Source organism: Patulibacter ginsengiterrae (genome assembly GCF_056269115.1).
The window spans coordinates 253614-266249 of the sequence record NZ_JBWDOG010000002.1 but is presented as its reverse complement, the minus strand read 5'-3'; the positions used below and the strand labels follow the sequence as shown (position 1 = coordinate 266249).

The following is a 12636-nucleotide window of genomic DNA, read 5'->3' as shown; positions in this document are numbered from 1 at the left end:
GCCGCTGGCCGAGCGGGTTCTCCGCCTCCGCCACCGGCCGCGGTCGTTCGGGTCCGACGGGATACGATCGGCGGTCGTGACGCCGCTGCTTCCGTGTCCCCCACGACGTCGCCCCGGTCGGGCGCGCGCCGGGCTCCTCACGGCGCTGGTGCTCCCGCTGCTGGCCGTGCTCGGCCTCGTGGCCGGCAGCGCGAGCACGGCGCAGGCCGGCGGGATCGCCTACGGCACCACCGTCGTCCAGGACCGCGCGCTGCTCTCGCTCGTCGACGGGCGAGAGGAGATCGTCTGGTCGCCGGAGCTGACCGCGGCCGGCGCGGACGCCGCTGGCGGCACAGCGACCAGCCGACCCGCGGTCGTGCTTCCCGTGCCGGCTACACCGACGGTCACCGCGCTGTCCGCCGGCCAGACCGACGTCTTCAGCCGGCTCGCGCGCGCCACGCTCCCGCTGCCGATCGACCAGGACGGCAGCGAGGATCGGTCCGGCGCCGACCGGGCCAAGGCCGCCGTCGAGGTGCTCTCCCGCGCGACGATCGGCGGCTACGACGTGACCCGCCTGCGGGCGACCGGCGGCGACGCCCTCCAACGCTGGCTCGACGGGCACGGCTACGAGACCCCGAAGCGGGCGATCCCGGTCCTGCGGGAGTACGTGGCGGACGGCTGGGCGTTCGTGGCGGTCCGGCTCGCGGACGCCCCGAGCAGCACCGCGGCCCTGCGCCCGCTGCGGATCTCGTTCCCGAGCCGACAGCTGGTCTACCCGATGCGGCTGAACGCGGTCAGCGCCCAGCCCGTCTCGGTCCAGCTCTACGTCGCCGGGGCGCACCGCGTGATCGCCTCCGGCTTCGACAGCTTCCACGCCGGCTTCGTCGCCGCGCTCGAGCCCCCGCTCCCCGGTCCCGTCCGCTCGTTGCTGCACGGCCCGTTCCTGACCAAGCTGGGGATGGTCCGCAAGGATCCGGCCACGATCAAGGGCGACGTGACGATCCGGCAGGCCGTCAGCGACCGCCTCTTCCGGGCGACCGCCGACTACCCGTTCGAGTCCGAGGCGGGGTTCGCGACGGCACCGCTGCCGAGTGAGATCGAGCGGACCGGTCCGCCGCCGGGCACGCCGAGCTCCGTGGCCTGGCTGCTGCTGTTCCCGGCCGTCGCCGTGATGATCGGGCTGCTGCTCCTGCTGCTCCGGCTCCGGGACCGCATGCGCCGCTGAGCGGCCGGCCCGGATCCTCCCTGCAGCCCTCCAGCGGGCGGGGTTCCGGGCGCAGGCGGCCCTGCCGCCGGGCGGGGTCCCGGAACGGGCGGCCCAAGCCCGCCTGAGCCCGCCTGTCCTCTCGCTGGCGCTCAGCGCCCGTTCGGGACCGCTGTACCGCCGCCGTGCTCCGCCAGCAGTGCGGCGACCCAGGCGTCGTCGGGCACGCCGTGCTCGATCCGCCCGCCGACGACGATCGCCGGGGTCCCGGTCGCTCCCGCGTTGAGCCCGGCCGAGAGATCGGCCGAGATCCGCGCCGCCGCGGCCGTGCCGCGGCGGTCCTCCTCGAAGCGCGCGAGGTCGAGCCCGAGCTCCCGGGCAAGCGCCCAGAGGTCGGGATCCTCCGTGCGGCCGGGCGCCGCGACGAGCGCGTCCAGGAACGGCCAGAACGCCTCCTGGGCCCCGGCGGCCTCGAGCGCCATCGCCAGCGCCCGCGGACGCGGTCCGCGGGCTCGGAGGACGAAGTGGCGCCAGCTCAACCGCACCGGCGCCACCCGCAGCCGGGTCACCGCCTGCTGGCAGCGGGGGCAGCCCGCGTCCCCGTAGAGCAGCACCGACGGCCCCTGCTCGGGGCCGGACACGTGCCCGGGGACGGTCAGGTCAGGGGTCTCGTCGGGGATCCGGGCGCTCATCGTTCTGAGTTGAGCGTCGACGCTCCGACGTCGCGCGTCAAGCGGCGACGGCGGCAAGCCCCTCGCGGATCTTGTCGACGCCGGGGAGGTCGCCCGGCGAGTCCGCGAGGTGGCTCCAGGCGACGGTGCCGTCGGGGGCGACGACGATCAGGGCCCGGTTGGTCATCCCCGCCGGCTCGAAGTAGGCCCCGAGTGCGCGCGAGGCGGCGCCCTTGGGCTCGAAGTCGGACAGCTGCTCGATCGTGATCCCGAGCTTCTCGCGGAACGCCGTCTGGGACCAGGAGGCGTCGGTCGAGACGCCGAACATCACCGCGTTGTGCTCCGCCAGCTCGCCGAGCAGCTCCTCGTAGACCTGCAGCTGGTCGGTGCAGACCGGGCTGAACGCGAACGGGTAGAACACGAGCACGGTCGTGCGGCCACGCAGGTCCTCCTGAGTGAAGTCGCTGCCGTCCTCACGCTTGAGGGTGATCTCTGGAACCGCGGTGCCTGCGGCGATGATGGCCATGCGGGCATCCTAGATGGTTGATTCCCCGGAGTCGTGGACCTGCGGCGCGTTCGGGGCGGGGTCCTGACGTCGCGCGGTGCCAGGAGCCAGGCGGAGAGGTCTGACCGAGGATGCGGCCCGCCGATCGTCCAGAACGTCGCAGTCACCGCCGACCACGTGGCGAGGGCGACGACGTTGGGTCGTGAGCGACCAGAACGTCGCGCTCACCACGAGTCAGCTCGTGAGCCCTACGAGACCGGGTACGGCCCAACGACCCACGCCGCGAGCTCGTGGAATCGATCGTCCCGGGAACGCCAGCGGCGGCCAGGCGTCCCCGAGGACGAACGTCCACACTCCCGCCCAAGGCCCCGAGAACGACGAACGCCCCCGGAATCCGGAGGCGTAGAACGCGGCGATCAGACCCAATCTGGGTCGATCACGAAGACGGCGAACCACCGACCAAGGCTCCCGTGGATGCGAGGCGCACGGGTGGATGACTGGTGTTCGTGAACCGAGCAGGTCGGTGCGCGTGGGCCGAGAGCTGGGCGCTAGCCCTGCCGCGGCCCTCGCGTGCCGAGATGCGCCGGTATACGCGCGCTCGGGCCGCCGACCGCTGGTGGATGCGAGGCGTTCGTGGACCGAGCAGCTCGTCGCCGGGAAGCGAGGGCTGTACGCCAGTACTGCCGAGCGAACCAGGTGGCGAGATGCGAAGCGTCCACGGACGCCTCGCGCCGCCAGCTACTTGCGGAGGCCGAGCTCCTTGATCAGGGCGCGGTACCCGTCGAGGTCGTTGCGGCGCATGTAGTCGAGAAGACGACGACGCTGGCCGACGAGCATCAGCAGCCCACGACGGGAGTGATGATCGTTCTTGTGGGTGCGGAGGTGACCGGTCAGATCGTTGATGCGCTCGGTGAGCAGCGCGACCTGCACCTTGGTCGACCCGGTGTCGCTCTCGGAGTCCCCGAATCGAGCGACGATCTCCTGCTTGCGTTCCTGCGTGAGCGACGTCATTCGACCGGAGAAACTAGCAGAATCGCCTGCTCATCCGCGTCCTCGTGACGTCGGCGGACGGGTCGACCGATACGCCGACCCAGCTGATAGCCGCCGCGACCTCAGCTCTCGGCGATCCGGCGTGTCTCGTCGACGTCGCGCTGGATCTGGGCGACGAGCTCGTCGATCCCGTTGAACCGCTGCTCGCCCCGGAGCCGTTCGAGGAACTCCAGCTCGACCTGCTGGCCGTAGAGATCGCCCTCGAAGTCGAGCAGGTAGGCCTCGACGAGCACGCCGAGCGCGGACTCGAACTGGGGCCGGATGCCGATCGAGACCGCGGCCGTCTTGACGCTGCCGTCGGCCAGCGTCGCCCGGCAGGCGTAGACGCCGTGGGCCGGCAGGGCGTGGCCGACCGGCGGGTGCAGGTTGGCGGTCGGGAACCCGAGCTCGCGGCCGCGCTGCTCGCCGTGCTCGACCGGCCCGGCGAGCGCGAAGGGGGCTCCGAGCAGCTCGCGGGCCTCACCGACGGCACCGCGCGCGATCAGCTCGCGGACGCGGGTCGAGCTGACCGTCTCCCCCTGGTGGCGGAGCACCGGGACGACGGTCGTGTCGAACCGGCGGTCGGCGCGCAGCAGCTCGGGCGTGCCGCTGGCCCCGTGACCGAAGCGGAAGTTCTCCCCGATCCGGACCCCGCGCACGTCGAGCCGGTCGACCAGCACCTCGTCGATGAAGCTCTCGGCTGGCTGCTTGGCGGTGTCGGCGTCGAACGGCACCAGCACCAGCTCGTGGACGCCGAGCGCCCCGATCAGGCGGGCCTTGTGCTCGAGCGTCGTCAGCTGCGGCGGGACCCGCCCCGGGGCGAGCACCGTCATCGGGTGCGGGTGGAAGGTCAGGACGGTGTCGGCCCCCCGGATCACCTCGCGGTGGCCCAGGTGGACCCCGTCGAACATGCCGATCGCCACCGTTCGCGGACGCGGGTGGACGTCGCCCAGGGGCGTGATGCGCGCGGTCACGTACGGAAGCCTACGACGGGATGGACTCGACCGTCCGGCTCCCGTTCGGCGATCGCGATCGCTTCGCCCTCGTGGCAGAGCGCGAACTCGTCGCCCTCGGGCAGGTCGTCGAGCGTGAGTCGCTGGCCGAAGCCCGCCCGGCGGGCGGTGTCCGCGTCGAGCTCGACGACCGGCAGCACCGCCGGCAGCACGTCGACCAGCGGCAGGATCCGCCAGCTGCTCGGCTCGCTGTCGGGGGACTGCGCGTCGTCGACCGAGAACGGGCCGATCGCGGTCCGCCGCAGCTCGAGGCAGTAGGCGTCGTGCAGGTCCGCGATCAGCGTCCGCACGTAGGTCCCGGACGAGCACTCGATCCGGAAGCTGGCCTGCTCCCCGTCGCGGTCGAGCTGCTCGAAGCGGTGGACATGGACCTCGCGCTCCGGCACGACCACGTCCTCGCCACGCCGGGCCCGCTTGTAGGCGCGCTCGCCGTCGATCTTGATCGCCGAGTAGGCCGGCGGTCGCTGACGGACCAGACCGGTCGGCAGCGCCGGGGGATCGGCCGGGACGTTGCCCGTCACGACGATCTCGCCCTCCGGATCGCCGGTCGTCGAGGTCGCCCCGAGCCGGGCCAGCGTCTCGTAGGTCTTGTCCAGGCCCATCAGCTGCTGCTGCACGCGGGTCGCCCGGCCCAGCAGCACGATCAGCAGTCCGGTCGCGAACGGATCGAGGGTCCCGGAGTGGCCGACCCGACGCGCCTTCCGCCCGCCGAGCGCCCGCCGGATCCGGTAGACGACGTCGTGGCTCGACATGCCCGCGGGCTTGTCGATCAGGAGCGCGCCGTCGGGGACCTCGCTCGGGGCGTTCACCCGAGCTCTTGGAGCTGGGTCCGGAGGAACGCGACGAGCGCTTCCTCACCCAGCTCGGTCGTGAACCCCGCGGCCTGCGGATGGCCTCCCCCGCCTCCGGCACGCGCGATCGCCGAGACGTCGATCCCGCCGCCCGCGGAGCGCAGCGAGACCTTCGTGCGGACCCCGTCGGTCGACCCGCTGCCGGGGATCTCGCGGGCGAGGGCGGCGACCCGGGTCCCCGCCACCGTCCGCAGGTGATCGATGATCCCCTCCGAGTCGGTGTCCTCGGCCGCGGTCTGCTCGTAGTCCTCACGGCGCAGGAGCGCGAAGCTCAACTGCCCGTCCTCCTCCAGCCGGACCCGTTCCAGCGCACGGCCGAGCAGCGCCAGCTTCGACCACGGCACGCCCTCGTAGAGGGTCCGGTAGACCGGGTACGGCTCGACGCCGGCCTCGATCAGGTCGGCGGCCATCAGGTGCGACTCGCGGCGGGTGTTCTCGTACATGAACCGACCGGTGTCGGTCACCAGGCCCACGTAGAGGGCCTTGGCCGTGTCGAGGTCGAGCGTGACGTCGAGCCGGCGGAACAGGTCCCAGAGGATCTCGACGGTGCTCGAGGCGGTCGCATCGACGAGGTCGATGTCCCCGAAGCGGGTGTTGTCGTGGTGGTGATCGATGTTGACGATCCGACGTGCCCCGGTCCGGAGCACGTCGACCGCCATCCGGTCGAGGTTGCCGCAGTCGAGGAAGACCGCAGTCCGCTCGGCCAGGTCCTCGGGCGGATCGTAGGCGAGGTCGATCGTCGCCATCCCGGCGTACTCGCGAGAGAGCGGCAGGTCGCCGGGAGCGACCATCGCGACGACGTCCTTGCCCAGCGACTGAAGCGCCCGGGTCGCCGCGACGAGCGACCCGATCGCATCACCGTCTGGATGCTCGTGCGTCACGGTGACGAACCGGTCACCGTCCCGCAGCAGCTCCACGACGGTCTGTCGCACCTCGTCCAGCACGTCCGCGGTGCTCATCGAGGAGCATCATCCCTGGCGGTCTCCGGCGTACCGTCGTCACCTTCGTCCTCGGGCGTCTCCACCGCGGGCGGCGGCGGGTCGTCGAGGATCGCCTGGATCCGCAGCGCGCGATCGACGGTGTCGTCGATCTCGAAGCGGAGCAGCGGGGTGTTCTTCAGCCCGAGCTCCTCCCCGACCCGCCGCTGCAGGAACCCGACCGCCGAGCGAAGCCCGTCGATCGTGTCCTGCGGCGTGTGGTCGGCGGCGTCGCCCATCTCCAGGACGCTGACCAGCACCTGGGCGTGGCTGAGGTCCGAGCTGGTCCGGACCCCCGTGATCGTCGCGAAGCCGACACGGGGATCCTTGACCTCGCGCTGGAGCACGTCGGCGAGCACCTTGCGGATCGACTCGTCGACGCGCCGCATGCGATCGGGCTTCATTACTTCAGCTCACGATCCACGGAGCGCGTCTCGAACACCTCGAGGACGTCGCCCTCCTTGAGGTCCTGGTAGTTCCGGACCACGATGCCGCACTCGAACCCGGTCGAGACCTCGCGAGCATCCTCGCTGAACCGCTTGAGGCTCTCGATCGTGCTCGTGTAGATGACCGAGCCGTCCCGGACGATCCGGACCTTGCCGTTGCGGGTGATCTTGCCTTCGGTGACGTAGGAACCGGCGATCGTGCCGATCTTCGACGCCCGGAAGATCGTGCGGACCTCGGCCTTGCCGACGGTCTCCTCGACCTGCTCGGGATCGAGCATGCCCTCCATCGCCTTGTGCAGGTCCTCCAGCGCGCGGTAGATGACCTCGTAGGTGCGGATCTCCACACCCTCGTGATCAGCGACCCGACGAGCCTCGCCCACCGGCTGCACGTTGAAGCCGATGATGACGGCCTGCGACGCGGCAGCGAGCATGACGTCGGACTCCGTGATCGCACCGACGCCCGAGAGCACGATGTCGACCATGACCTCGCTCTGCGGGAGCTTGGCGATCTCGTCCTCGAACGCTTCCAGCGAACCGGCCACGTCGGCCTTGAGGATGAGGGTCAGACCCTTCATCTCCTCGCCGGCACGGTCGCGCTTGAACACGTCCTCCAGCGAGAACTTGCGACCCGAGCGACGGGCGATCGCCTCGGCCTTGAGGCGCGTCTCGCGCTCCTCGGCCTTGTTGCGAGCGACCTTCTCGCTCTCGACGACCATCGCCAGGTCACCGGCGGCGGGCACGCCGTTGAAGCCGAGCACCAGGACCGGGTCACCGACGCCGGCGACCTCGATCCGCTCACCGGTGTAGTCGATCAGGGCCCGGACCTTGCCCCACTGGGCGCCGGACACGATCGGGTCACCGATCTCCAGCGTGCCGCGCTGGATCAGGATCGTGGCCACCGGGCCACGGCCCTGGTCGAGCTTGGCCTCGACGACCACGCCGGACGCCTCGGTGTCGGCGTTCGCCGTCAGCTCCTGGATCTCCGCCACGACGTTGATCGTGTCGAGCAGATCCTCGAGCCCCTCGCCCGTCTTGGCGGAGACGTCGACGAACTCGATGTCGCCGCCCCACTCGGCCGGGTTGAGGCCGATCGTCGCCATCTCGGTCCGCACGCGGACCGGGTCGGCGCCGGGCTTGTCGATCTTGTTGACCGCCACGATGATCGGCACGTCGGCCGCCTTCGCGTGATCGATCGCTTCCTGCGTCTGCGGCTTCACGCCGTCATCGGCAGCGACCACGATCACGGCGATGTCGGTCAACCGCGCACCACGGGCACGCATCGCGGTGAACGCCGCGTGGCCCGGGGTGTCGAGGAACGTGATCGTGTCCTCGCCGTGGTGGACCTGGTAGGCCCCGATGTGCTGCGTGATCCCGCCGGCTTCGCCCTCGGCGACCTCGGTCTCGCGCAGCTTGTCGAGCAGCGAGGTCTTGCCGTGGTCGACGTGACCCATGATCGTGACGACCGGGGGCCGCTGGACCATCTCGGCCTCGGAGTCGTCGAAGACGAGCTCCTCGTCCTCTTCGTCGCTGGCCTTGACGATCTCGATCTCGCGCTCGAACTCGCCGGCGAGCAGCTCGATCGTCTCGTCGGACAGCGTCTGCGTGAGCGTCGCCATCTCGCCCATCAACATGAGCTTCTTGATGATCTCGGGGATCGGGACGCCGAGGTACTCGGCGACGTCCTTGACGGTCGACCCGGAGTTGATCCGGACGACGTCGACCGTACGACCCTGCTCGCCGCGGTTCAGCGGTGCCAGGGCCTCCTCGATGCTCTGACGGCGACGACGACGGCGCGGACGGCGGTTCGGCGGGCCTCCGCCGACGCCGGGCCGACGCGGACCACCGGGCTGGTCGATGACCACGCGGCGCTTGCCGGCAGCACCGGCAGCACCAGCGGCACCGGCCCGCTGCGGCCGAGCCGTAGCGGGATCGGGCAGCGCGATGATCTTCGGACCGGCACCCGCAGCGGGCTTCTCACCGAGGGTCGGGGGACCCTTCGGCAGGGCCGGCTTCTTGGTCCGCAGGTCGCGGGTCGGGGGCGGCGGCGGGGTCTCCTTCGAGGCCCGCCGGGCCGGACGACGACCGGGACCGGTCGAGGTCGAGCCCGGAGCCGGACGCTGACCGGGGGGCAGCGGCGGTCCGGAACCCGGACCGTCGGTGATCGGACGGCGGTCCGCCGGCGGCGCGGGACGCGTCGGAGCGTCCCGGGTCGGACGGTTGGGTCCACCGGGTCCGCCCGTCGGGCGGCCCTGGCCGGGACGGGCCTGCGCGGCGCGCTGACCGACCGGAGCCGGACGCTGACCGAGCGGGCTCGACCGCTGCGTGATCGGGGCCGACGGCTTCGCCGCCGGCTTGGGCTTCGGGGTCGGCGGCGCGGTGTGGATCACCCGCGGGCCGGCCCCCGGACGGAGGCCGTCGGGGGCCGTACGGGACCCCGGAGCCTGCCGCGGCGCCGGACGAGCCGGACGCGGAGCCTCACCGGGCCGGACGGGCCTGGCCGGACGCTGGGGCTCACCCGGACGGACCGGACGCGCCGGAGCACCGGGCGGCGTACCGCCGGACGGGGCCACCGGACGCTGCGGAGCAGCGGGACGCTGGGGCGTTCCGGGACGCGCAGGCGCCGCCGGTCCACCGCCGGCGGGTCGCGCCGGACGCTGCGACTGACCGGCCGGGCGCTGGGCCTGGCCCGCCGGACGCGGGGTCTGCGCCGCGGGACGGCCGGGCTGGCCGCCTGCCGGGCGCTGAGCCGCGGCCGGACGCTGTCCGGGCGCCGGGGGGCGCACCGGACGGGCTGCCGGGGTCCCGGGAGCGGGCGGCCGCACAGGGCGGGCCGGAGCTCCGGGAGCAGGCGGACGCACCGGACGAGCCGGGGCCGCTGCCTTGGGTTGGGCCGGGGCAGGTGCCCCAGCGGTCTTCGCCGGGGCGGCTGCCCCGGACGACTTGGGCTGAGCCGGCGGGTTGCCAGCTGCCTCGTCCGCCGTTGCCTTGCTCTTCAGCTCGGCGCCCTTGGCCTGGATCAGGCGTACTGCCGTTGCCTCGTCGACACTCGACGAGGCCGTGGCGATGTCGTGCCCATCCGCTTGGAGGGCATCGAGGACCGTCTTGCTCGGCAGGCCATGGGCCTTGGCGATTTCGTGCACGCGCTTTTTCGCCATCAATGAAAGGAGTGTAGAAAGTCGGGGTGAATGCTGATCGGCCGTCGGAATGCGCGCTGCAACGCGCGTCGCTTGACGGCCTCCTCGGCGCACGCATTTCCGCACACGTACGCCCCGCGTCCTGGGATCCGGCGCTCACGATCGAGGACCGGCTGGTCCTCGATCATCGCGAGGCGGAGGAGCTCCGCCTGGGACGCGCGCCGGCCACAGCCAACGCAACGTCGCTCCGGTTGATGCCCATCTACGTCGACGGGACATCCTCCGCCCCGTCGGCGGCGTCATCGGACGCCTCCACGGGGGATGCCGCTTCCTCGCCGTCACCGAGATCGGCGACTGCGGACGCGTCGTCCGTCACCGACCCCTCGGTCTCCGCGTCCTCGTACTGGACCTCGTGCTCGGTCGCGACGGCAGGCTCGCCGTCGTCGTCGATCGGCACGATCGGACCCTCGGCCTCCACACGGGCGGCGAAGGCCTCCTCCGCCCGGGTGACGATGTCCTGCACGTCCTCCTGCGACTTGTCCGGGTCGGCGAGCGCGTCGAGCTCGTCCTCCGGCAGGTCGTCGAGGACAGCCACCTCGACGCGACCGAAGCGCACGAGCGCCTGGTGCGCGGGGAGACCGCAGAAGATGGAACCGGGAAGGGCTGCGTTCGGGCAGCGACGGCCGCTCGTGAGGAGTGCCGAGCAACGACCGTCGCCGGTCGGCTCCTCCTCCTCACCACCCTCGACGGGTGCGGCGGCGGTCTGCGTCATCGCGTCGCTGGCCTTCTTGATGTCGATCCGCCAGCCGGTCAGACGCGCGGCGAGCCGCACGTTCTGGCCCTCGCGGCCGATCGCCTTCGTGAGGTCCTCGTCGGGAACGATCACCGTCGCCTGACGGAGCTCGTCGTCGATGAAGACCTCGCGCACCTGGGCGGGCGACAACGCCTTCGCGATGAACCGACCGGGCTCGTCGTTGAAGGGGATGATGTCGATCTTCTCGCCCTTGAGCTCGGAGACGACCATCCGCACGCGGGAGCCACGCGGGCCGACGCAGGCGCCGACCGGGTCGACCCCGGCGGCGTGCGAGACGACCGCGATCTTCGAGCGGTAGCCCGGCTCGCGGGCGACGCCGGTGATCTCGACCAGACCGTCGGCGATCTCGGGGACCTCGAGCTCGAAGAGCGCGCGGATGACCTCGGGATCGCGGCGACTGACGATGATCGAGGGGCCCTTCGCAGACTGCGAGACCTCCTTGATCACCGCCTTCAAGCGCTGGTTGTGGTCGTAGCGCTCGCCGAAGACCTGCTCGGAGCGCGGCAGCAGCGCCTCGACGCGGTCGCGGAGCTGGAGCAGCGTGTAGCGGTTGTCCGACTGCTGGACGATGCCGGTGACCATCTCGCCGACACGGTCAGCGAACTCGTCGTACATCATGTCGCGCTCGGCCTCGCGGATCCGCTGCAGGATGACCTGCTTGGCGGTCTGCGCGGCGATCCGACCGAAGTCGTCCGGCGTCACGTCCTGCTCGGGGATCTCGTCCCGGTGCTCGGCGAGCTTCTCGCCGGGGATCTCGATCTCGGTGGGCTCGACCCACTCCCCCGTCTCGGGATCCTCGTAGCTCTGCTCGTCGATGGTCTCGACGATCAGGCCGGCCTCGAGCATCTCGGGCACCAGCAGCTCGATGACGCGGTACTCACCGCTCTCGGAGTCGAGCTCGACGCGGGCGTACTTCGCCGAGTCGGGCTGCTTCTTGTACGCGGAGAGCAGGGCGTCCTCCAAGGCAGCGACGAGTCGCTCCTCGGGGATCCCCTTCTCGCGCGCCAGCGCACGCATCGCGTCTACGATCTCGCGGGACATCTCGCTCCTACTCTTCGACGAGGTTGCTGCGATGGATCTCGGCGTAGGGGATCGTCACGATGCCCCCATCGGCCGCCAACGTCACTGCCCGCTCGTCCGCCCCGACCAGCTCGCCGGTGAACGACCGGCGCGGCTCGGAAGGCTTGGCGGACGTTCCCTCGCCGGCAACGGCGAGAGGCTCACGCGTGCGAACCCGGACCCGACTTCCGATGAAGCGCTGGAAGTGCTCGGCCTTCACCAACGGCCGGTCACGACCGGGCGAGGAGACCTCCACCGCATAGGTCTCGCGCAGGTCATCCAGGTGACGGGTGACCTGCGAGCAGAGATCCAGCGAGACACCGTCGGGGTGATCGATGAGGATGCGGAGGGTTCCCCCTCCGACCACCTCGGCCAGCAGCACCTCGACGGAGGGCTCAGCGGCCTTCAGACGGGCTTCGACGGTGTCCTGAATGGGGGAGGTCATGACGGATTCAGCCATAAAAAAAGCGGGCTCCGTGCCCACTTCAACAGGTTGCTGCGGAGCGGCGTCCTGAAACGCTGCGATGTCATCGTACCATCGCCGGATGCAGGAAGCTTTCGTCTCTTCGCCGTCCGAGGGCGCCGTCGCCGCGGTCGAGCGTGCGCTGGAGCCGCTGGGCGTGCCCGTCCACCGGCCGGAACCGGCCGCCTGGGGCCTCCGCCTCAGCTGCGCAGGCTGGCCGCTCGACCTGGGAGTGGCGCTCCGCGGCGGGCTGCTGCTGGCCCAGGCCGAGATCCTGGCGCCGGGGCAGCTCGACGCCGCCTGGCTGCTGCATCGTAACCGTCGCGACCTGCGGTTGGTTCGCTACGCGAGCTCCTCGGCCGGCGCGGTCTGGGTCCACGGCGAGCTCCACGAGCAGGCGCTCACGGTCGCCACCGTCGACGAGCTGCTCGGTCGCCTGCTCGAAGCGGCGGAGGACGCGCGACAGGCGGCGCGCGGCTGATAGGCCCTCA

Annotated in this window: 12 protein-coding genes and 2 pseudogenes; 2 read left to right on the top strand and 12 right to left on the bottom strand. The window is 71.6% G+C overall.

Annotated elements, in window-relative coordinates; genetic code table 11:
• Positions 1-76 precede the first annotated feature (76 nt).
• On the top strand, positions 77-1204 hold the full coding sequence (locus ACVUH9_RS04685; protein WP_475754416.1) for a DUF2330 domain-containing protein: 1128 nt from the start codon (positions 77-79) through the stop codon (positions 1202-1204).
• Between the two features lie 131 nt (positions 1205-1335).
• Here the strand turns inward: ACVUH9_RS04685 and ACVUH9_RS04680 are convergent, their stop codons facing one another.
• The 12 genes and pseudogenes from ACVUH9_RS04680 to ACVUH9_RS04625 all read right to left on the bottom strand — a co-directional run bounded on the left by ACVUH9_RS04680 (position 1336) and on the right by ACVUH9_RS04625 (position 12127).
• Positions 1336-1875, bottom strand: a complete 540-nt coding sequence (locus tag ACVUH9_RS04680; RefSeq protein ID WP_475754414.1) for a DsbA family protein — start codon at positions 1873-1875, stop codon at positions 1336-1338.
• 37 nt (positions 1876-1912) lie between these two features.
• Complete coding sequence (locus tag ACVUH9_RS04675) at positions 1913-2380, bottom strand: redoxin domain-containing protein (RefSeq protein WP_475754412.1); 468 nt, start codon at positions 2378-2380, stop codon at positions 1913-1915.
• A gap of 717 nt (positions 2381-3097) precedes the next feature.
• Positions 3098-3370: a 30S ribosomal protein S15 gene (gene rpsO / locus ACVUH9_RS04670; RefSeq protein WP_475754410.1), complete on the bottom strand. Its 273-nt coding sequence runs from the start codon at positions 3368-3370 to the stop codon at positions 3098-3100.
• 101 nt (positions 3371-3471) lie between these two features.
• The gene (locus tag ACVUH9_RS04665; protein WP_475754408.1) at positions 3472-4362 is read right to left on the bottom strand and encodes a bifunctional riboflavin kinase/FAD synthetase; all 891 of its coding nucleotides are present in this window, start codon (positions 4360-4362) and stop codon (positions 3472-3474) included.
• Positions 4359-5210 (bottom strand): tRNA pseudouridine(55) synthase TruB, encoded by an 852-nt coding sequence (gene truB / locus ACVUH9_RS04660; RefSeq protein ID WP_475754406.1) that lies wholly within the window; start codon positions 5208-5210, stop codon positions 4359-4361. The genes ACVUH9_RS04665 and truB overlap by 4 nt, the downstream gene beginning before the upstream one ends.
• On the bottom strand, positions 5207-6211 hold the full coding sequence (locus ACVUH9_RS04655) for a DHH family phosphoesterase (RefSeq protein WP_475754404.1): 1005 nt from the start codon (positions 6209-6211) through the stop codon (positions 5207-5209). The genes truB and ACVUH9_RS04655 overlap by 4 nt, the downstream gene beginning before the upstream one ends.
• Positions 6208-6633, bottom strand: a complete 426-nt coding sequence (gene rbfA / locus ACVUH9_RS04650) for a 30S ribosome-binding factor RbfA (RefSeq protein ID WP_475754402.1) — start codon at positions 6631-6633, stop codon at positions 6208-6210. Before rbfA ends, ACVUH9_RS04655 begins: the two co-directional genes overlap by 4 nt.
• Positions 6633-9062: a translation initiation factor IF-2 gene (infB, locus tag ACVUH9_RS04645; protein ID WP_475755078.1), complete on the bottom strand. Its 2430-nt coding sequence runs from the start codon at positions 9060-9062 to the stop codon at positions 6633-6635. Before infB ends, rbfA begins: the two co-directional genes overlap by 1 nt.
• A gap of 636 nt (positions 9063-9698) precedes the next feature.
• A pseudogene (locus tag ACVUH9_RS04640) lies at positions 9699-9830 on the bottom strand (translation initiation factor IF-2 N-terminal domain-containing protein); the annotation flags it as partial.
• A pseudogene (locus tag ACVUH9_RS04635) lies at positions 9830-10042 on the bottom strand (YlxR family protein); the annotation flags it as partial. The pseudogenes ACVUH9_RS04640 and ACVUH9_RS04635, both read right to left, overlap by 1 nt.
• A gap of 29 nt (positions 10043-10071) precedes the next feature.
• Positions 10072-11664 (bottom strand): transcription termination factor NusA, encoded by a 1593-nt coding sequence (gene nusA, locus ACVUH9_RS04630; RefSeq protein ID WP_475754400.1) that lies wholly within the window; start codon positions 11662-11664, stop codon positions 10072-10074.
• Positions 11665-11671: 7 nt separating this feature from the next.
• Positions 11672-12127 carry a ribosome maturation factor RimP gene (locus tag ACVUH9_RS04625; RefSeq protein ID WP_475754398.1) on the bottom strand — a complete coding sequence of 152 codons (456 nt, stop codon included), beginning with the start codon at positions 12125-12127 and terminating at the stop codon, positions 11672-11674.
• Between the two features lie 100 nt (positions 12128-12227).
• Between ACVUH9_RS04625 and ACVUH9_RS04620 the strand changes: the two genes are divergently transcribed.
• Complete coding sequence (locus ACVUH9_RS04620) at positions 12228-12626, top strand: hypothetical protein (protein WP_475754397.1); 399 nt, start codon at positions 12228-12230, stop codon at positions 12624-12626.
• Positions 12627-12636: the final 10 nt, after the last annotated feature.

Coding starts and splice junctions, on each gene's coding strand:
- ACVUH9_RS04655 (WP_475754404.1), bottom strand. CDS start 6,211: ATGAGCACCGCGGACGTGCTGGACGAGGTGCGACAGACCGTCGTGGAG.
- ACVUH9_RS04620 (WP_475754397.1), top strand. CDS start 12,228: ATGCAGGAAGCTTTCGTCTCTTCGCCGTCCGAGGGCGCCGTCGCCGCG.
- nusA (WP_475754400.1), bottom strand. CDS start 11,664: ATGTCCCGCGAGATCGTAGACGCGATGCGTGCGCTGGCGCGCGAGAAG.
- rpsO (WP_475754410.1), bottom strand. CDS start 3,370: ATGACGTCGCTCACGCAGGAACGCAAGCAGGAGATCGTCGCTCGATTC.
- ACVUH9_RS04680 (WP_475754414.1), bottom strand. CDS start 1,875: ATGAGCGCCCGGATCCCCGACGAGACCCCTGACCTGACCGTCCCCGGG.
- rbfA (WP_475754402.1), bottom strand. CDS start 6,633: ATGAAGCCCGATCGCATGCGGCGCGTCGACGAGTCGATCCGCAAGGTG.
- ACVUH9_RS04675 (WP_475754412.1), bottom strand. CDS start 2,380: ATGGCCATCATCGCCGCAGGCACCGCGGTTCCAGAGATCACCCTCAAG.
- ACVUH9_RS04625 (WP_475754398.1), bottom strand. CDS start 12,127: ATGACCTCCCCCATTCAGGACACCGTCGAAGCCCGTCTGAAGGCCGCT.